The sequence below is a fragment of the Lachnospiraceae bacterium KGMB03038 genome (assembly GCA_007361935.1).
Classification (GTDB): Bacteria; Bacillota; Clostridia; order Lachnospirales; family Lachnospiraceae; genus Massilistercora.
The window spans coordinates 1,749,722-1,768,972 of sequence record CP041667.1 but is presented as its reverse complement, the minus strand read 5'-3'; the positions used below and the strand labels follow the sequence as shown (position 1 = coordinate 1,768,972).

At 46.8% G+C, this 19,251-nt stretch carries 21 protein-coding genes and 3 pseudogenes; 22 read left to right on the top strand and 2 right to left on the bottom strand.

The features are described 5' to 3' along the window. The first annotated feature begins 18 nt into the window (after nucleotides 1–18). From FND36_08515 to FND36_08505, 3 genes are read left to right on the top strand one after another with little or no spacing between them, the layout of a single operon-like run. Nucleotides 19–303, top strand: a complete 285-nt coding sequence (locus tag FND36_08515) for a DUF2442 domain-containing protein (protein QDW74071.1) — start codon at nucleotides 19–21, stop codon at nucleotides 301–303. 59 nt (nucleotides 304–362) lie between these two features. Then, the gene (locus FND36_08510) at nucleotides 363–491 is read left to right on the top strand and encodes a DUF3990 domain-containing protein (protein ID QDW74070.1); all 129 of its coding nucleotides are present in this window, start codon (nucleotides 363–365) and stop codon (nucleotides 489–491) included. Beyond that, entirely contained in the window at nucleotides 488–958 is a 471-nt protein-coding gene (locus FND36_08505) for a hypothetical protein (GenBank protein QDW74069.1), read from the top strand. The genes FND36_08510 and FND36_08505 overlap by 4 nt, the downstream gene beginning before the upstream one ends. A gap of 308 nt (nucleotides 959–1,266) precedes the next feature. Here FND36_08505 and FND36_08500 read toward each other — a convergent pair. Beyond that, a pseudogene (locus FND36_08500) lies at nucleotides 1,267–2,462 on the bottom strand (IS256 family transposase). A gap of 137 nt (nucleotides 2,463–2,599) precedes the next feature. Here FND36_08500 and FND36_08495 point away from each other — a divergent pair. From FND36_08495 to FND36_08425, 15 genes and pseudogenes are all read left to right on the top strand, one after another. Then, nucleotides 2,600–3,048 (top strand): annotated as a pseudogene (locus tag FND36_08495) (hypothetical protein). 648 nt (nucleotides 3,049–3,696) lie between these two features. Continuing rightward, the gene (locus FND36_08490) at nucleotides 3,697–6,033 is read left to right on the top strand and encodes an LPXTG cell wall anchor domain-containing protein (GenBank protein ID QDW74068.1); all 2,337 of its coding nucleotides are present in this window, start codon (nucleotides 3,697–3,699) and stop codon (nucleotides 6,031–6,033) included. Nucleotides 6,034–6,113: 80 nt separating this feature from the next. Then, the gene (locus FND36_08485) at nucleotides 6,114–6,260 is read left to right on the top strand and encodes an LPXTG cell wall anchor domain-containing protein (GenBank protein ID QDW74067.1); all 147 of its coding nucleotides are present in this window, start codon (nucleotides 6,114–6,116) and stop codon (nucleotides 6,258–6,260) included. A 440-nt stretch (nucleotides 6,261–6,700) separates the two neighbouring features. Beyond that, complete coding sequence (locus tag FND36_08480) at nucleotides 6,701–7,000, top strand: hypothetical protein (GenBank protein QDW75586.1); 300 nt, start codon at nucleotides 6,701–6,703, stop codon at nucleotides 6,998–7,000. Between the two features lie 33 nt (nucleotides 7,001–7,033). Continuing rightward, a complete protein-coding gene (locus FND36_08475; GenBank protein ID QDW74066.1) occupies nucleotides 7,034–7,351 on the top strand; it encodes a hypothetical protein in 318 nt (105 codons plus the stop codon). Between the two features lie 35 nt (nucleotides 7,352–7,386). Then, a complete protein-coding gene (locus FND36_08470; protein ID QDW75585.1) occupies nucleotides 7,387–7,656 on the top strand; it encodes a GNAT family N-acetyltransferase in 270 nt (89 codons plus the stop codon). Between the two features lies 1 nt (nucleotide 7,657). Continuing rightward, nucleotides 7,658–8,374 (top strand): GNAT family N-acetyltransferase, encoded by a 717-nt coding sequence (locus FND36_08465; protein QDW74065.1) that lies wholly within the window; start codon nucleotides 7,658–7,660, stop codon nucleotides 8,372–8,374. Nucleotides 8,375–8,471: 97 nt separating this feature from the next. After that, nucleotides 8,472–8,981: a helix-turn-helix transcriptional regulator gene (locus tag FND36_08460; GenBank protein ID QDW74064.1), complete on the top strand. Its 510-nt coding sequence runs from the start codon at nucleotides 8,472–8,474 to the stop codon at nucleotides 8,979–8,981. A gap of 29 nt (nucleotides 8,982–9,010) precedes the next feature. Continuing rightward, nucleotides 9,011–9,721, top strand: coding sequence for a hypothetical protein (locus FND36_08455; GenBank protein ID QDW74063.1), 711 nt, complete (start codon nucleotides 9,011–9,013; stop codon nucleotides 9,719–9,721). Between the two features lie 35 nt (nucleotides 9,722–9,756). After that, nucleotides 9,757–10,416: a suppressor of fused domain protein gene (locus FND36_08450; GenBank protein ID QDW74062.1), complete on the top strand. Its 660-nt coding sequence runs from the start codon at nucleotides 9,757–9,759 to the stop codon at nucleotides 10,414–10,416. Nucleotides 10,417–10,851: 435 nt separating this feature from the next. Then, entirely contained in the window at nucleotides 10,852–11,241 is a 390-nt protein-coding gene (locus FND36_08445; GenBank protein ID QDW74061.1) for an RNHCP domain-containing protein, read from the top strand. Beyond that, on the top strand, nucleotides 11,225–11,632 hold the full coding sequence (locus FND36_08440) for an RNHCP domain-containing protein (protein QDW74060.1): 408 nt from the start codon (nucleotides 11,225–11,227) through the stop codon (nucleotides 11,630–11,632). Before FND36_08445 ends, FND36_08440 begins: the two co-directional genes overlap by 17 nt. 119 nt (nucleotides 11,633–11,751) lie before the next feature. Then, the gene (locus FND36_08435) at nucleotides 11,752–12,345 is read left to right on the top strand and encodes a hydrolase (GenBank protein QDW74059.1); all 594 of its coding nucleotides are present in this window, start codon (nucleotides 11,752–11,754) and stop codon (nucleotides 12,343–12,345) included. Between the two features lie 25 nt (nucleotides 12,346–12,370). After that, nucleotides 12,371–13,429 (top strand): zinc-binding dehydrogenase, encoded by a 1,059-nt coding sequence (locus tag FND36_08430; protein ID QDW74058.1) that lies wholly within the window; start codon nucleotides 12,371–12,373, stop codon nucleotides 13,427–13,429. An 18-nt stretch (nucleotides 13,430–13,447) separates the two neighbouring features. Continuing rightward, the gene (locus tag FND36_08425) at nucleotides 13,448–14,464 is read left to right on the top strand and encodes an aldo/keto reductase (GenBank protein QDW74057.1); all 1,017 of its coding nucleotides are present in this window, start codon (nucleotides 13,448–13,450) and stop codon (nucleotides 14,462–14,464) included. Between the two features lie 86 nt (nucleotides 14,465–14,550). Here the strand turns inward: FND36_08425 and FND36_08420 are convergent. Next, nucleotides 14,551–14,765, bottom strand: a pseudogene (locus tag FND36_08420) (hypothetical protein). Here FND36_08420 and FND36_08415 point away from each other — a divergent pair. The 4 genes from FND36_08415 (at nucleotide 14,714) to FND36_08400 (ending at nucleotide 19,063) form a co-directional block, all read left to right on the top strand. Continuing rightward, on the top strand, nucleotides 14,714–14,866 hold the full coding sequence (locus tag FND36_08415) for an arginase (GenBank protein QDW74056.1): 153 nt from the start codon (nucleotides 14,714–14,716) through the stop codon (nucleotides 14,864–14,866). The pseudogene FND36_08420 and the gene FND36_08415 overlap by 52 nt on opposite strands. 108 nt (nucleotides 14,867–14,974) lie before the next feature. Then, nucleotides 14,975–16,366 carry a group II intron reverse transcriptase/maturase gene (gene ltrA / locus FND36_08410; protein QDW74055.1) on the top strand — a complete coding sequence of 464 codons (1,392 nt, stop codon included), beginning with the start codon at nucleotides 14,975–14,977 and terminating at the stop codon, nucleotides 16,364–16,366. Nucleotides 16,367–16,613: 247 nt separating this feature from the next. Then, the gene (locus FND36_08405; protein ID QDW74054.1) at nucleotides 16,614–17,789 is read left to right on the top strand and encodes a PucR family transcriptional regulator; all 1,176 of its coding nucleotides are present in this window, start codon (nucleotides 16,614–16,616) and stop codon (nucleotides 17,787–17,789) included. 116 nt (nucleotides 17,790–17,905) lie between these two features. After that, on the top strand, nucleotides 17,906–19,063 hold the full coding sequence (locus FND36_08400) for an iron-containing alcohol dehydrogenase (protein ID QDW74053.1): 1,158 nt from the start codon (nucleotides 17,906–17,908) through the stop codon (nucleotides 19,061–19,063). Nucleotides 19,064–19,251 lie beyond the last annotated feature (188 nt).

Here is a 19,251-nt window from a genome sequence, read left to right as displayed (position 1 = left end):
TATGAAGGAGGCGCTGTAATGTTAGATTATATTCCGACTGTGGTCCAGGTAATACCGTATGAAGATTATACTGTGGATATATATTTCGATGATGGGAAAATTGTGTGCTGCCATGCAGAAAAGGATCTGTCACCTGGCATTTTTGATCGGATAAAGGCGTATCACATTTTTATGAATAAATGTATGGTTTTAAATGGTACATTAGCCTGGGATATAGCTGGAGGAAGAAATGTAAACGAGTGTATTGATATTGATCCTTTATATTTGCACGAATTAGAAAAAAGTAAAGAAAGAATAGCATGAATTATGTTTCGCTCCCTTTTGGCATGAGCGAGAAATAGAATGACAGTGTTGAGGATTATATGGCTGAACGAATTTCGAAAGAGGCTTTCTGGGAACTGGTTAAGTTTAAGTATCCTACACATCAGATTGTATTCTGTACAGAGAAGGCGTTACAGACTATCAAATTTGAAGGGAGTTATTCGTTATGACAAACAAATTTTTCCCGGAAGAGCAGATAACCGAGAACGATCTTTATTTTCTATGTTATATGATAGAACGTGTGGCGAGGAAATTACATCAGAAAAACAAATATGTTGTTAATTCTATAGCGAAAGATGAGTGGGTGTGTCTGATCAGCCTGGCTAATGTACTCCATTGCGAGAATCCTCTGAAAATTGAAGCTGAATGGATTGAAGAGTATAAGCTGGTAAAAGGGAATTTTGATATAACGGATGTGGATTTAGAACTGGTAGACGAGATCCCATCAGAAACACAGATGGGCAAGGTGTATACAAGGCTGATTCTGTCAACGTTACAGCCGGAGGAAGATTGTATTGATGGAATGATCCGGGTATATAACGATGAAATATGTGACACGATTGATAATTACAACAGCAGTGCATATTATGAACCGTCTTATGTGATTACAAGAGCTTATAATAATGGAGGATTTTAAAAAGTAGAAAACCGCACTTGCATACGTATGGAGAGCCGTATCATAAATAAGGACGGTTTTTCGTATTTGGGTATGGGATAGTGGGAAGCAATGAATCATGAAAAGTGTTTGGAAGGGAGTGGACAGATGATGTTCCGCTCTCTTTTTGTATGGGCAAGAAAGACAATGACAGGGAAATAAGCGAATGGTATAATGAAGTAAAACTAGGTCGACAGATTGGAAGTTGTCGAATTGGCAGATAGTGTCAATAGTTGATAGTGTCAATAGTTTTTCGCAAAATCAAAACCTAGCCGTTTAGCAGCCGGTAGTCAGCCGGCTATGATATCAGACAGCAGATCCTCTTCTGTTTTGAAAAGATGATCCATATTCATATAGCGTCTGGCTCCCCAACTGGTTGCTGCTACGTGACGCAGTCTGGCACATACGAGCATCAAGGCACTCTGCCCGTCAGGAAAAGCACCGATCGCTTTTGTACGCCGTTTAATCTCACGGTTGAGGCGCTCAATAGCGTTATTGGTTCGGATCCGGGTCCAATGCTGCGTAGGAAAATCCATATAGGTCAAGGTTTCTTCAATCCCGTCCTCTACCTTCTTGGCAGCTTTAGCAAGCTTCATGGCACGGAGTTTCTCCGCTACCTGGATTGCTTTTTCACGGGCGGCTTCCTTGCTTTCCTGCGCATGGATCGCCTTGAGCATAAGCGCTACCGTTTTCATCTTGTTACGGGGGGTAACAGAAAATATATTTCTGTAAAAATGAACCGTACAGCGCTGATATCTGGAATCCGGAAAGACTTCCGGAATGGTTTCAAGCATACGAGATTCTTATCGCCGATGATCAAACGTACACCAGTAAGCCCGCGTTCTTTCAACCATACGAAGAAAGAACGCCAGCTTTCACGATCCTCTTTCATCCCTTCCGCAGCACCAAGGATTTCCCGGCAGCCATCCTGACTGACGCCAATGGCAACGAGAACAGAAACGTTCTGGATCTCGCCGCCCCAGCTACGTTTCAGGTAAACACCATCTACGTAAACATAAGGATAGTTCCCGGAAAGCGGACGGGTACGCCAGGTTTCAATATGCTCATAAGCCTTTTTATTCAGGTTACTGATGGTTCCAGGGGATACTTTCGTTCCCCATAAGGCTTCGGTGATATCTTCCACGCGTCGGACAGAAACACCGGCCAGATACATCTCAATAAGAGCTTCTTCCACGGAAGATTCTCTGCGACGATATCTTTCGATAATGGCTGTCTCGAAAGGAACCCCTTTCAGTTTAGGAACCTTCAGTTCGACTTCCCCTGCGGTAGTGTGGAGATTTCGCTTATAATGGCCGGAACGATATCCCTGGCGGTCAGAGGAGCGCTCATACTTTTCAGCGTTGACTAATTCGTCGGCTTCCTTATCGAGCAGGGCGTTTAATGTTTCTTCGACACTGTTACGGACAAGATCCTTTAAATCATGCTTTATTAAGTCCTCATTTAGCTGTATAATCTTATCAGACATGGTTCTATAGCCTCCTTTGATAGATTTAGTTGTGGTGACTTGATTTTACCAAACGGCTATAGACCATGTCTATTTTTATGAAATTGATTTTGCGAAATTAATTATACGTTATCAATTGGCATTTATGGAGAATGATTATGTTTGATGATGGAAGAAGTAAAAAGGTTGTTTTTTCTATTTCCGATGGAACCGCTGTTTATCCAGCCGAGTTTAGGAATGTTATCGAACTTTTCGTGAAAGCCGATATTGGCATTGCTCAAATGCCTTGTCCAGAGCTTCGTTGTTTAGGTCTTGACCGAGGAAATATTATGGAGCAGAGGCTCCCATTGTGGTAGAGAATACTCGTATTCGTATAGAGATGAAGAAAGATATTCCAAATACTCAATTAGACCGATTGGCTGATTACGTAGTTTATGAAATATTAGAATATATTAGAATATATTAGATATGGATTTGAAATTGTTGGTATTATAGGTGCAAATCGTTCTCCAAATTGTGGCGTGGATACAACACAATTCCAATGATAGGATTAAAAGGAACTGATAATATTTCGGAGAAACTGAGTCCATTATTAAAAAGCGTGTAGAACAGATCCTAATTAGAAAGTCATAATTTTAGAGGTGTTTATTACGCTGCATAGGGTTTTGATAAAATTCTCCAAAAACCTTGAAAATAAAGGATTTATCGCAATCAGTCCACCCTATCCATTGATACGATTTCACACGACTTTACCCTTGCTCCGAACATAAGGGCAAAAGCAAGGGCAGGAAAAACTGATAACACGATAAACACAAGTGTGGCAATCGGGAAGCTGTAATGTATGTGCGAATATATGATTTTGGAGGACGACACAATGGAAAAATACATTGTATAAAGAGGAAAGACTTCTTATCTGCTCCAATAATGAGCATGTAACGCTTACAAACGCAAAAACGAGGGGTAAGGTACAAACACATGGAAGGACGGTCTGTTTCGATGAATGATTGCCGGTTTGACGCGGTCCGCCTTTCCTCAGAAAAAGATTGAAAACCGCCCGAATTTTATGGTATACTTTTATCTGTAAAATTATGCTCAGAAAAGGGTTGACAAGAGTGGCGGCAAGAGACAGACTGATGCATACATACCTCACCCTAACTTTGCCTTTTTTCCTGTCAAGCCCAAAACAGAAGAAATTATAAAGGCATAGCCTGCTCATTTTACAGTGGACGGGACGCGCTTTTTCGTTTGTTCTGAATTGCTAAAAATCATACGAAGGGACTGGAGAAAGATGAAGACAAAAAGAAGATTTTTTAGCCTGCTGCTGGCAATCTGTCTTGCGGCGGGGCTTGTTCCGGCGACGGCGTTTGCGGCAGAGCCGGAGAGCTTTGTGACAAGCGCGAACGCCAACCACTGGGGACGCAGCGACCTGCGCGCCTACCTGAATAATGCGGCAAAAACGGATGGTACGCTCCCGCTTGACACCAAGTCAGCGGGTAATGGCGCAAAATATCCCTTGTTTTTTTCGGAAGGGGAATACGCCCTGGTGCAGCCGTGGACCTACGGCACGGCCGTATATGATACGTCCGGAAATATTACAAGCGTCTATGAGACGACCGACCGCTTCACTCTGCCTGCTGCGGTAGGTAACAATGATCAGGTGCTCACATGGGGTGAAGGCTGCGACAACGATGCTTTGTCGGATAAGAACCGGGTCATCCCCATCTCTTATTGGAGCGGCGGGACAAGCAGCAATGCATGGCTTCGCTCGTCGCTCGGGAGTACCGAAAACACTGTGAACATATCCAAACGGGGAGATTCTGTAGCAAGTTCTTCTGTTGATGGCTCCTCAGGCGTAGCGCCCGTGTTTAAAATCAATCTCAGCTCCATAAGCTTTGCCGCGGCGGCCTCCGCCGCCCAAGTGGCAGGCGGATCGGACATTGGCGCTATGCCAATACAAATTGAAGGCTTCTCCGATTTTGGAAAAAGCACGGAGAGTTCTTTGCCGAGTTACGGCATGTACCTGAAGACCATGTCACAGGATGATTTTGATGTAATATCGGTAAATTTGAATTCTTTTACCCTGACGGTCAATTATACAGGCGGCGTTGCCGGTCAGTACGTCGTCGTGCAGGCATACAAGGAGGACAGCCTGACAGATGGGACGACGGTGTATGCCGCCGCAGGGAAAATCATACAAGAGAACAGCTCGGTTACCATAGACGCTACAAGTTGGGAAATTAGAAGCCTTGACGGATATACCATAAAGGTGTGGATGGAGGATGGGTCAGGCGCGAGACTCGCCGCCGCCACCAGGCCCGTCACCTTTGTAGGCGTAGACAGCGACATCATGCAGACGACCTCTGGGGCGGCAGAAAACCTGCGCGTGTTTGCGGAGAAAGATAAGCTTCAGACCTCTTGGGGCGATCTCTCCGCTTTGAGCGAAGCGGATTGGGAGAATGTCGCAAAAGGTCAACCAACATCGGCGGGCATCGTTGCGGGCGCAAACCCCACCAATCAGAAGATTTATTTCGGAGAGTACGATGGCAGCCCCCTCGAGTTCTGGATTGCGGGACGGGAAACTGCGGCTAACGGTGGAAGTATTGACTCAAACGGTGAGGTTCTGACACTGTATCAGGCAAGAACCATGGGGACAAAGCAGAAGTTCAACAGCTCTTCCTCAGGGTATTCCGTGGAAGGAAAAGGTGCGATTACTCTGCAGCTGACGGACGGCCTTACGGTCGACTCCGTCTCTGGGAATGCGGCTTCCTATCCGGCAGAAAGTATTACCCTGACTGGTCAGGACGGACTGGATAAGAGCAACTTACAGTTCCAGTATCGCAGCACAGGTGAGTCTGCATGGAGCGATGGGATGCCGACAGCGGTCGGCACCTATGAGCTTCGCTGTTATCTGCCAGGTACGGATAATTACGAGCGTACCTACAGCGCGCCAGTCACAGTGACCGTACACGAGCATAACTGGTCTAATACATGGAGCAGCGATGGCGGCTACCACTGGCATGAATGCACAGCAGAGGGCTGCCCGATTACGGATAACAGCCAGAAGGGCGGATACACGGAGCATACCTATGATCAGAAGGTTGTTTCTGATACCTATCTTGCATCAGCGGCTACCTGTACAGCCCCGGCGGAGTATTATTACTCCTGCGTATGCGGAGCGAAAGGGACACAAACCTTTACTTCCGGGACTGTAGCTAACCATACAGCTGGTTCGGAATGGAAGTCTGATGAGACAGGACATTGGAATGAATGTAATGTCTGCGGCGAGAAGGTTAACGAAGCTGATCACAGTTTTACATGGGTAGTAGACAAGGAAGCTACTGCAGCAGAGGTAGGCTCCAAGCATGAAGAATGCACAGTTTGCGGTTATAAAAAAGCAGCGGTAGAGATACCAGCTACGGGAACAACTGATACGCCTTCCAATACCAACCAGACAAGTAAAGACGATGCTTCTGCTGCTCCACAAACTGGCGATACCAACAACATCACCCTCTGGATAACGGTAGAGCTCCTGTCGGGCGCAGCCCTGACCGGCATAGCCCTGTATAGACGAAAGAGAAAATACAACAGATAATCCATAACAATTCTGCGCCTGTGGGATGAAACCACGGGGCGCAGTCTTTATGTACAGTATGCGGCTATGCGAAAGCCGCGGTGGAAATCCCAGCGAAGGAAACAGCGGACGGCCCCCAGACCGGTGACAGCGGCAATCTTGTCCTTTGGGCCGCAGTTATGCTGGCGGCGGGAGCAACGGTGATCGGCACCGTTCTTTACAGACAAAAGAAAAAAATCAGCAGATGATCCATAACGCCGCGCCCTGTGGAACAAGTAATCACAGGGCGCGGTTTTTATGTCTGGAAATCAGAAAATGGACTCCGAAGAATCCATGATCTATGATATAATTAATTAGAAAAATATTTAGTTTTGGAGACATAGTTTTGAGGAAGATGAACCATTTTGTATCAGAAATTTTCGCAGAGCCTGAGACATGGGGACTTCGCGGGGATCCCTTCCTGTGGGAATATTTAAAAAAATATTATGCGGATATAGAAGTTCCATACTCCATTGAACAATTTCATTCAGAAATACTTTTGACTTTTCAAGAGTTTACAGGAAGACCGCTTGAAAAAGGAGAGCAGTATATGGCTTCCGAATTTGCCAAAGTCCATGCAGGTATGTCAACTGGGCAGCTGGACGGTTCTTTTTGGATTGATAAGGCAATTCCTTTGCTTTTAAGCCGGCTGAAAAAATTAAATGATGAATCGGATTTTCCTTTTTATGATGCGCCGAATGTGGCTACGATAATCTGCTGCCATATTTTAGATGATAACAAACCTATTTTATATGTATCACATGATGAAGACGATGGAATGTGGCAGTTTTTGTGCGGTTCCGCACATACGGCAGCGGAAGCAAGGCTGGTATCTTTAAAATCCGTTTTCGATTTGGATCATTCCGTTGGTGTGCTTAAAGATATGCCATGTGGCTGCTATGCGGAAAGAAAAACACAAAAGGATAATTGGATCGTAAAAAAGCGGTAAATCCTTTTCTATAAATATTTAGGAGAGAATAAAGTGGGGAAAAAGAAAAATAAGAAAAAAAGTTCTTCATGGGGCGGGGTTATAAAATCCTATCTGAAAGAGTTTTTATTGGATTACGACATGGGGAGCTGGTATGACAGAGAGTCAGAAGATGCTGAAAACCTAACAAAAGAAGGAAGACGTAAAAAGAATCTGCTTGGGGCAGTTGCCTGGATCTTAGTAGGGGTGTGTTTGGGGGCATTACCGTTCATAAATTGGGAAATCTGCGCAGAACAACCGATTGCGGCAGTGATCGTAGAGAGTGCGGCCATCGGAACAGTGATACTTGGAATTTTCAAATTGAAAAAATGATTTGGCAGCGTGGAAGTTGAGAGGATATATAATTGATAAAATATAAAGTAAACGATAAAGGACTTAAAGCACATATTTTTATTTCATTTGTTAACAAGGTGTGGAAAGGTGACTATGAACTTGTTTTACCAGAATATCAACAGCACGGAATTGGAAGCAAACTTCTGCAGCTTGCAAAAGAAGTTTCCCCAACTATGCTGTATTTTGGTGCACAGCCAGGTGTTGAGTCATTTTATGAAAAAAATGGGTGTGAAAAAAGTTTACAATCATATATCATAGAAAAAGATAAATTCAACAAGAGTTAATTTGCAGGGAAAGAATATGATTCAGCGGCGAGATATACAAGAGACAATTTATAAGTATATTGCAAAACAAATGAATTGCGGTATACAGGATTTACATGCGGGTGAAACGATTTTTATCGAGGATGATAATAAACCGGAAAAGTATATAAAAATCCTAAGTGTTGAGGATACAAATATTATCACCCTGTCTTCAGATTTATTTTCTGACGGGATGAGACAGCTTTGCGGAAAAAGCCGGGATGAACTATATGAGAGCAATTATGTGTTTGGCCAGACCTTGCATTATGTTCCTGATATAAATCAGATGAAGCTATTGCCTTTTGCTGAAGGGTATACCTTCGAATTACTCATTGACGATGAAATCAGGAAACTATATGGGATCAGGGGATTTGACAATTCGTTATCATTTGATGAGAATGGCAGTACTTCAACATGCATTGTCCTTTACGCCAAAAAAGACGATGATATTATCGCGCTGGCAGGGGCCTCCTTTGTAAATCATGAACTGCGGGAAGTTGGAATTGATGTTAAGAAGGCGTTCCGAGGGAAAAAGCTGGCTTCTCTATTGGTACATAATCTGACGGTTGAAATATTGAAACAAGGGAAAATACCATTTTACAGTGCTTCTGTGACAAATATCGCATCCCAGGCAGTCGCGATACGAAGTGGTTATATGCCTTTATGGACGGATACCTTTGGCGTTCGCGAGATTGTATGATCCGGCGTATGAAGAGGCGAAGTTACTCTGCGTTGCTTGCCGCAACGGACGGATTTCCCTAGAATAGTGATAGCAATTGAAAGAAGGAGGCTGTCCTATGTTAAATGAAAACTTGAAAGCGATCCGAAAATCAAAAGGACTCTCACAAGAAGAACTTGCGGTCAAGCTGAATGTAGTGCGCCAAACCATCTCCAAATGGGAAAACGGATTGTCGGTCCCCGACTCTGATATGCTGATCGCCATATCGGAAGCGCTTGAAACTTCCGTAAGCACTCTGCTGGGAGAAACTGCCGCGGTACCGGAAGCCGGGGATCTAAAAGCAATTTCTGAGAAACTGGAGATTATAAACCTGCAGCTTGCGCAAAGGAAGGAGACAAGGCGAAAAATATTTCACTGGCTCTTTGTCTTTGTATGTGTAGTCATTGCGGCGGTTTTTGCGGCCTTGATCGTGTTAAACAGCCCCTATTTAGGCTGGGACTACAGCAATCCGGAAACGGCCGTTGCGGGAGTCGCTTCTCATGCGGTTGAATGGCTGTTTGTCAGACTGGCGCCGCTTATTCTTACAGGAGCGGCCTTGGGGATGTTTTTGACCAGAAAAAAAGTATAGACTGAGTGTGCTTTTGAGGGAACGAAAAGATGGTTATCACAGGAACAAAATCCTATGTACAGATTGAAGATGATGAAGGGAATATCGCAAGGTTCAGCGGGGAAACCTGCCTCGGGGGATTTTACGCGTATGCGGAGGATGTGTCCTGGATCCGGCATACGGGAGAAGCAGCCGATGAAGATAGGATTGACCTGATCTATAAAGCGACTCAATACGGGAAAAATAATGATATAGAAGTGCTTTTTTTCGAGAGCAATGGCAAAGTGATGTTTGAGACAGAGCTTAGACTGAAGACAGAAGTTTACCTGTGCAAAACCTATTTTGTCTTTATGGCGGCAGTGGTTTTGCCCCTGTTTTTTTCTGTTTTGTTTATAGTGATACTGGGTGTGGCAAGCCCCGCCTTTAATGCCGCTCTCAGCATCGGGGCTGCGCTGGCTGCCGCGCCCTTTCTTATCTATGGGGTTCTGGTGTGGCGGTTCCGGATTGTTGCTGAGGGAGAGTTTGTAACTGTCAGGCCTGGATTTGGAAGAAGATATGGCTTTCATGTGGATGAAATAACTAGGATCGTTCGAAAAACGAAGATGGATATGGGGTGGGAAGAGGTAAAAAAGATAAAGATATATGCAAAACATAAGCATGTGTCGCTGAATCGCAGTATGATAGGGATTGATGAAATGGATGCGTTTCTTATGCGGCATGTTGCCCCTATGAAATTTATAAATACCTGTGAGAAATCTTGAAAGGGCTGGCAAGGAGAAAGGAGAGGCGCTGCAAAATGACCAAAGAAGAATACAGGAAAAGGATGGACGAAGATAACGAATGGGCGCCGGGATGGGATGCCATCGAGGCGGAATTTGACCGGTTATATCCTGGGAAGGAACCCGCTCATTATGGTACGGAGATTCACGCGAGAGCAATATTTGGCGGGGATAATTATCTTGACGGATATTCCCTTTATGATTCGGGAGAAGGTTATCAGCATATAGTCACATTTGGAATGAGCGAACTTTATACCGATGAAGAAGCTTTTGGAGGCGAATACAGCAGATGGGGCTATGAGATGACGATAAAGCTGAAGGAAGAAAAAGCGGAAGACTGTCTCTGGGCGCTGGATATGCTGTCCAATCTTGCCCGGTATACTTATACAAGCGAGCGGTTCTTTGAAGCCGGAGAGTGTGTGCCAGGAAACGGGACGTCCCTTCATATCGGGACGGATTCCGCCATCACAGCGCTTATTACCGTGAACGATACTTCGGCCCAGACACTGGATACGGTACATGGACAGGTTGAATTTATCCAGTTTGTGGGAATAACGGAAACGGAACTGGATGCGATCCGGAAAGACCGGAACAATCTTTCGGTTCTGGTGGAAAGGATAAAGAAGGACAATCCGGAACTAATAACGGATATGAAGAGAAAATACTCATATTTTTAATTTGAAGTATAAGAGTTCTGCCGTCTTGCCATCCGGCAGCGGCTGTGATATACTGGGAAAAGCACGAAGAAAGGGAGGTGGCTTGATGACGGCTATTCGCTAATTATGAAGGACGATAATTTTTTTCTCATCTGAAAATGTTTATGATGAGTATTTTGTTGTACCTATTTGCGGATAGATTCATCAGGCTGGCTTTTTAAGGCGGTTTTATTTGTCTTGTTCTAAAAAGGAAGGGGCTTATTTTGTGCCGGAAAGAGTCCGGTTATCTGTTTTGGCGGACGGAAGCCTCTTGCGGGCAGATTTGATCATAAGCGGTAGGTATGCGGATTACTCAGAAGACTGGGTGATCCGTTTTTTGTTGTGTGGAATTATACACTTTGTTGTCGTCCGATCGAGAATTTTAATGAGAAATTTGATGAAAAGGAGAGAAAGAACATGAAAGAAGAGAAACAGCAGGAGAAATGTCTTTATTGCGGCTGGACTTCTGACATGGACGGCAGGAAAGGAGAATGGGAGCACTGTCCCAACTGCCTGGCGTCCATCCACAAAGAGAGAGCCGACGGCATCGAATGTGGGGGAATCTTAGAGGCGGTAGGCGTCTGGGTGAAAGGGGACGATAAGTGGGAGATCGTCCAAAGATGCCAGTTCTGCGGGGAAATGAAGACCACAAGAGTTACCGAATATGACAATCGGATCAAGCTGCTGTCCATTGCAGCAAAGCCCCTGTCCTCCCCGCCGTTTCCGATCGAAAAGATGGAGGAACTGACCCGGATCATGGGGGGACAGGGAAAAATAGGAGGAAGACACAATGAACAGAGAAAATAAAAAGAGAAAATATGATAAGAAATATTACCGGACCCATCCCTGCACAGACGCGTTTACCTGCAAAGTCTGCGGATGGCCGGTGGTCTCGGCGGGAGCGGGCAGCAGTCACAGGAACCACTGTCCTAACTGTCTGTACAGCATCCATCTGGACAACGAGCCGGGAGACCGCTCTTCCCAATGTCATGGCCGTATGGAACCCATCGGCGTCTGGGTCAGGAAAAATGGAGAGTGGGCCATCATCCACCGCTGCAGGACTTGTGGGAAGATCAGCTCAAACCGCATCGCGGCGGACGACAATCCGATGAAACTGATGGCCCTTGCCATGCGGCCATTTGGAAGTCCTATGATTTCCCAGTCAGATGTAAAATGCCTGACGCATACGATGGAGTAAGACTGAAAAAACCATAGATCCTACAGGATCTACTCCCAGTTGACAGATTGGGAAAGCCGCTGTAGACTGGGAGTATCGTAGTGTGGGAATATCCCATGAAAGACAGGAGGAAGTATGAAATGACAAGTAATCTGACCAGAGAAGAAGCATTGGAACTGTTGAAACAATATAACCAGGAGCCGTTCCACATTCAGCATGGCCTGACGGTAGAAAAGACCATGCGGTGGTTTGCCAATGAGCTGGGCTATGGAGATGAGGCGGATTACTGGTCGATCACAGGCCTTTTGCATGACATTGATTTTGAACAATATCCAGAAGAACATTGCCGGAAAGCGCCGGAGCTGCTGCAAAAGGCAGGCGTGGGCCAGGATATGATCCACTCCGTCTGCTCCCATGGATATGGGATCTGCTGCGACGTGGAACCGGAACATGAAATGGAGAAGGTGCTGTTTGCGGTAGATGAGCTGACCGGGCTGATCGGAGCCGCCGCTCTTATGCGTCCTTCTAAAAGTGTGATGGATATGGAAGTGTCCAGTATTAAGAAGAAGTTTAAAGATAAGCGGTTTGCGGCCGGCTGCTCCAGAGATACGATCCGCGAGGGAGCAGAACGGCTTGACTGGGAACTAAACGATCTGTTTGAAAAGACGCTCCGCGCTATGCAGTCCTGTGAGGAAGAGATCCGGGAAGAAATGGAGCAGGTCTCCCAGAGATAGAGGATAAGGAAGGGATACATAATCTATGAAAGCGGTTGTATATCAGGGAGAGGGGCGGATCGCCCTGGAAGAACGGCCAATCCCCAAGATCCAGGATGAAAAAGACGCAATTGTGGAAGTAACGCTGACAACCATCTGTTCCAGTGATATCCACATCAAGCACGGCGCGGTGCCAAAGGCTGTGCCGGGAACAATCCTTGGGCATGAATTTGTGGGGAAAGTGATCCAGACTGGAAGAGACGTCAAGAAAGTGAAACCGGGAGACCGGGTTTCTGTAAATGTAGAAACCTTCTGCGGAGAGTGTTTTTTCTGCAAGCGGGGATTTGTAAACAACTGTACGGACAAGCAGGGAGGATGGGCCTTAGGATGCCGCATCGACGGCGGCCAGGCAGAATATGCCAGGATTCCTTTTGCGGACAATGGACTTACGATCATTCCTGACAATGTGACAGACGAACAGGCGCTTTTCCAGGGGGATATCCTTTCTACCGGATTCTGGGCGGCCAAGATTGGAGAGATCCGTCCAGGCGATACCATAGCAGTTATAGGAGCAGGCCCAACAGGACTTTGCACCATGCTTTGCGCCCGCTTATATACGCCTGCCAGGATCATTGCCATAGACGTGGATCAAGACCGTCTGAGGCTGGCCAGGGAAAAAGGGCTGGCAGATATTACGCTGGTTCCGGGGAAGGATCCGATTCCGGAGAAGATCCTCTCACTTACCGGCGGAAGAGGGGCGGACGTAGTGTTTGAGGCGGCCGGCAGAAGGGATACCTTTCAGACGGCCTGGCAGATCGCGCGCGCCAATGCGGTTGTGGTGATCGTTGCCATGTACGAAGAGTCCCAGATCCTTCCGCTGCCCCAGATGTATGGAAAGAATCTCATTTTCAAGACCGGAGGCGTAGACGGCGGCTTCTGCCAGGAGATCATGGATCTTACAGCCTGCGGGCGGCTGGACGCCAGTTTCCTGATCACCCACCGCTGTGATCTGGAACATATCATGGAGGCTTATCAGGTTTTTGAAGAGAAAAAGGATCATGTGATCAAGTACGCTGTAATGCCCCATGGAGCAAAAAACGTTTAGAATCAAAGGAGGAATATGATGGACAAAGTAATCTTGGGAAAGACAGGGATTGAAGTAAATAAAAATGGATTCGGCGCGCTCCCGATCCAGAGGATCAGCAAAAAGGACGCCGTATATCTGCTGCAGAAGGCATTTTACCACGGAATCAATTATTTTGATACGGCAAGAGCGTATTCGGACAGTGAGGAGAAGCTGGGCGCCGCGTTTGCCTATATCCGGGAACGGATCATCATCAGCACAAAGACGGCGGCCTCAGATGCGGAAGGGTTCTGGAAAGACCTGGAGGAAAGCCTGCGGACTTTGGGGACGGATTATATCGACATCTATCAGTTCCATAACCCGGCGGTCTGTCCAAAACCGGGAGATGGTTCCGGTTTATATGAGGCAATGCTGGAAGCGAAGGAGCAGGGGAAGATCCGACACATCGGGATCACCAACCACCGGCTGGCTGCAGCGGAGGAAGCCATTCGTTCTGGGCTCTATGAAACCTTGCAGTTTCCTTTTTCTTACCTTGCCTCCGAGAATGACCGGAAATTAGCGGAAGCCTGCCATGAAGCAGGCATGGGATTTATCGCCATGAAGGGCCTGGCGGGAGGATTGATCCACAATTCTGCCTGCGCTTACGCCTATCTGTCACAGCCTTGTTTTGACTATGTGGAGCCTATCTGGGGAGTGCAGAAAGAGCAGGAACTGGATGAATTTCTGGCTTATCAGGAGAAACCGCCTGTATTGGATGAGGAACTGCTTGCGGAGATACGCAAAGACCAGGGGCAGTTATCCGGGGATTTCTGCCGGGGCTGTGGATACTGTATGCCTTGTCCCGCCGGAATCCGGATCAACGACTGCGCAAGAATGAGCCTGATGCTAAGAAGAGCGCCGCAGCAGGCCTGGCTTTCCGAGATGTGGCAGGAAGAAATGAAGAAGATCGAAGGCTGTCTCCACTGCGGACAGTGTAAGGAAAAATGTCCTTATGGGCTGGACACGCCGGAACTTCTGTCCAAAAACTATGAGGACTACAAGACATTTTTGAAATAGGCAGAATTTTTAAGCAGACGAAAAATCTCTGCCGTTCCCGAAGGAACGGCAGAGACCATCATAGTGCGCCTGGCGGCGCACGTTTCTTAAGGGTGCAAGTCCCAAATCCGCCCGGTAGTGGGAAGGATATAGCCGAAGGCAAGGGTGTCCACCGCAAGGTGGAATCTGAAGGAAGCCGGATGTGGGGAACCTACTAACCCATGGGCAAACCTCTGGTCTGACGGACAGAAATCGTATAGAAGGCTGTACATGAGGGTAAGTCTGCTATACAAGACGAAGCCCGATAGCTACACGGAATCATGTACAGTAAATGCGGCAGATAGATGGAGGGAAAGAAACGTGTGGTACCCAGGGAGGTCTGTGCGGAATGCTCTAAAAAGAGTAACCATTATCGAGAGGTAATGTTGAGCGTACAGAAGTCAGCAGAGGCCATAGTAGCCGGAAGTTTTTTCGGCGAAGGGCTAAATCAATAGGAGCCCTTAGTACGACAGGGAAAGGAGGAATGGGCAGATGGGTACAGAAAACGGAGAAAGCTGCTCACAAAGAGATAGCGCGGAACGCAAAGGGTATGTGAGAGCGCACCGCTCATTCAACCGGATATGGAAGGAAAGGGACAGTGCAGAGTCGGACATCTTGGGTAAGATTCTGGCGAAAGATAACCTGAACAGAGCTTACAAGAGAGTAAAAGCAAACAAGGGAGCGCCGGGAGTCGACGGAATGACCATCGAAGCGGCCCTGCCATGGTTAAAGGAGCACAACTACGAACTGACAGAGAGAATCCGAAAGGGGAAGTATACCCCGTCTCCTGTCAGACGGGTGGAAATCCCAAAGGCGGACGGAGGGGTGCGCAAGCTAGGCATCCCAACGGTCATTGACCGCATCATCCAACAGGCAATGCTCCAGCAGCTCATGCCAATCTACGAGCCGCTGTTTTCGGATGACAGCTTTGGCTATCGTCCGGGACATGGGGCAAAAGACGCCATACACAGGATAAAAGAGTACATGGAACGGGGTTATACAAGGGCGGTCGTCCTTGACCTGTCAAAGTACTTTGATACGCTGAACCATACAATCCTGCTAAACCTGTTGAGAAAACAGGTAAAAGATGAGAGGGTGATACAGATGGTAAAGCGATACCTGAAAAGCGGAGTGATGGAGAACGGAGTTGTAACAGAGACAAAGGAAGGGTCCCCACAGGGAGGAAATCTCTCTCCCCTTTTGGCAAACGTGTACCTGAACGAGTTCGACTGGGAATTCCAGAGACGGGGTGTGCCGTGTATCCGCTATGCAGATGACATTGTATTGTTGGCGAAGAGTGAGCGGGCGGCAGAACGACTGCTGGAATCCAGTACGAAGTATCTGGAGGGAACGCTGAAGCTGAAAGTGAATCGGGAAAAGAGCCGGACAGTCAGCGTGTTCTCAATCGGAAATTTTAAGTTCCTTGGCTTTTGTTTTGGGAAGAACGGAAAAGGAATCTACGTCCGTGTCCATGGAAAGTCGTGGAAGAAAGCCAAGGATAAACTGCGCAAGCTCACTTCCCGGAGCAGGTGCGGGAGTATTATCCGAACCATGGAGAAGATAAAAGTCTACATGAGAGGATGGCTGAACTACTATGGGATAGCGGACATGAAGAAGAATATCGAAAGCCTGAACGGATGGCTGTACCGCCGGATACGGATGTGTATCTGGAAACAGTGGAAACGGCCAAAGACCCGAAGAAGAAAACTGATGGGACTGGGCTTACCGGAATGGGCAGCCTGTGAGGGAGCATACAGTAGGAAATCCTACTGGAGGATGTCTAACACAGGCGTGGTCAAAAGAGCGCTAACTAAAGAAAGACTGATAAACTGGGGTTTCTATGATTTAACCACAGCTTATCAGTCTCTGCACGTCAACTATTGAAACCGCCGTGTACCGAACGGTATGCACGGTGGTGTGAGAGGACGGGAGTTAATCACTCCCTCCTACTCGATTTTTAAAATATCTGGAGTTTTTGTTTTGGAAACAATTCATCGGGGGATGAAATGTTTTTGCTTCCGCTTATAATATAACATGTCCAAAGTAAACTGCATATGTTTATAGCTGACAGAAATTTTCCAAAAAAATGTTCTAAGGGGTCAACAAAAGCAAAAGATCAGGAGAGGCAGAAATGGCAGTTGAGTTAAGCAAATTATACAGAGAGATTTATGCAGATTATGATGTGGAGCTTCTGACGTCAGGATGTTTTGGAAAAAAGATCAGTTGGGTGCATATCATGGAAAGACAGGATTTCGCTTATCTTCTCCATGGAGATGAGCTGATCTTCAACTCGGGCTTAAACTATGAGTCTGAAGAAGGGCTGCGGGAATTTATTGACGCGCTGCTCCAGGTCCATGCGGGAGGGCTTGTGGTTGCCAAGCAGGAGAAGCTTTTTACCAAAGAGATCATCCAATACTGCAATAAAATGCAGTTTCCTTTGTTCAGCGCAAGCTGGGAGACTTCCTATATCGATATCATGCACCGGTTTTCTGAGATCATCATCAGCGATGAGCGAAACGAGACAAACCTGATCGCCGCCTTAAAAAACGCCATCTATTACCCTGAAGATGATAAGCTGTATCAGAATCATTTTGAAAGGAACGGGTATTTTCAAAATATGCCCTATATCATAACGGTGTTTGGGTGCGGCAAAGGAAAAAAAAGCGAAGAAGACTGGAACCGGATGGAGAAATTTCTCCATAACATCTTTCCTAAGAGCCTGCTGTTCCAAGAACAGGACATGCAGGTCTTCCTGACGGCAGGATATGAACATGACCAGGTAGAGGAAGGGATCCGGCTACTGTTGGAGAAGGAAGGAGATATCTGCGCTGGAGAAGGAACGGTAGAACGGCAGCTCCAGGAAATCCACCATTCCTACGAGACGGCGGTTACCGCCTATGGGCTGGCTGGAACAGTGATCCCACAGGCTCTTGCTCGGTACGAAGAACTGGGCGTCTATCAGATCCTGGCTGATCGAAAAGAAGCTTGGATCTATCCGGAATTTGTGGAGAAAACCTTGGGTAAGCTGATCGAATATGACCGGGAAAATCATACCGGGTATATAGAATTGCTGGAGTCATTCTTTGACAATGAATGTAATATCGCCCGGACGGCCTCCGCCCTTTACTTTCACCGAAATACTTTGAAATATAAGCTGAGCGCCATCAAAGATATTCTGGGATACGAGATCACGGAAAACCGGCATCGGGTCAATATCATGCTGTCACTTGCGCTTCTGCGCATGCAGGCTGCAGAAACAGAGATGATCCGGATTCCAAGGCGGGAAGATTGCGGCAAAAACAGTTGACAATCCGGAGGAATGGTATCTATAATAAAATCGTTAAGGAAATATCGAAAAGCAATGGAGCTGTGGAATAATTTGATTCCCGGCTCCTTTTTTCGGTGAGACAGGAGGAATCACTTATGAAAAACGACTTTTGCTATCATCTGCCGGTTAATCTGATCTTTGGGCCGGGGAAGATAGAAACCCTGGGAAAAGAAGCCGCCAAATACGGCGATAAGGTGATGATCGTTACCGGACGCGGGAGCGCAAAACGGTCAGGGCTGCTGGATCGGGCGAAAAAACTCTTGCAGGCAGAAGGGCTGCAGGTTTTTGTCTTTGATGAAGCACAGTCCAATCCCTTAGCTTCCACAGCTATGCGCGGGGCGAAAAAAGCGCGGGAAGAAGGATGTCAGGCGGTCATCGGTCTGGGCGGCGGAAGTATTATGGACTGCAGTAAAGCAATTGCCTTTGGGGCCTGCAATGAAGGGCCGATTTTTGACTATATTTACGGGAAAAGGCAGGGGAACCGTGCGCTTCCCCTCATCCTGGCGCCCACTACATGTGGGACCGGCAGCGAAGGAAACAGTTTTGCCGTTCTTACTGAGGATGAGACGAAAGACAAGAAATCTCTCAGAAATCCGGCGGTGATCGCAAAAGCTTCCATTATTGACCCGGAGCTTATGACCACAATGCCTGCTTCTGTACTGGCTGCCGTTGGATTTGACGCGCTGTGTCACTGTATGGAAGCCTATTTGAGCAAGGCCTGCGATCCGATCACAGAGGCGTTGGCGCTGGAAGGAATACGCTTAGTCGGGGAATATCTTCCGCAGATTTACAGACGAAAAGAAGAGGACAGCGATACGCCTCCTGATCTGGAAGGATGGAGCGCTGTCACCTTAGCAAGTACCTATGGCGGAATGGTGATCTGCCAGGCAGGGGTGGCGGCGCCCCACGGTTTGGAACATCCGGCCAGCGGACTTCGCAATATTACACACGGGAGAGGACTTGCCGCGTTAACGCCTGTTGTTTATCGAAGAACGCTTCCGGAAGCGGCAGACAAATTTGCTGCGATCTCCCGCTGTCTTGGCGGAAGAGATGATTCTGACTGCGTAAATAAGATTGAGAATCTTCTGGACGTACTGAACCTTAAAACCAGCCTTTCCAGAGAAGGGATAGAGGCAGAAGATCTTGATTGGATGACAGAGAATGCTTTTAAAGTTTCGTTGGCAAGTCTCCAGAACCATCCTAAGACGTTTTCCAAAGAAGAGATAAGAGAAATTTACCAAGAAGCATTTTAAAGCAGGTACAGTTTTACCAGAATTTAAAGTTAGTCTAACAGAAGCGGAATATTTTCGTGCTATGGTCATATATAGAAGTATATTGACAGAAGGAGTTTTGCAGATGCGAAGAGAAAAACGAAGCCGGAAAGAAATTCGCCGGGATTTGGTACGGAATTATTCAACTATGGAATCAAAAGTAGATTCCA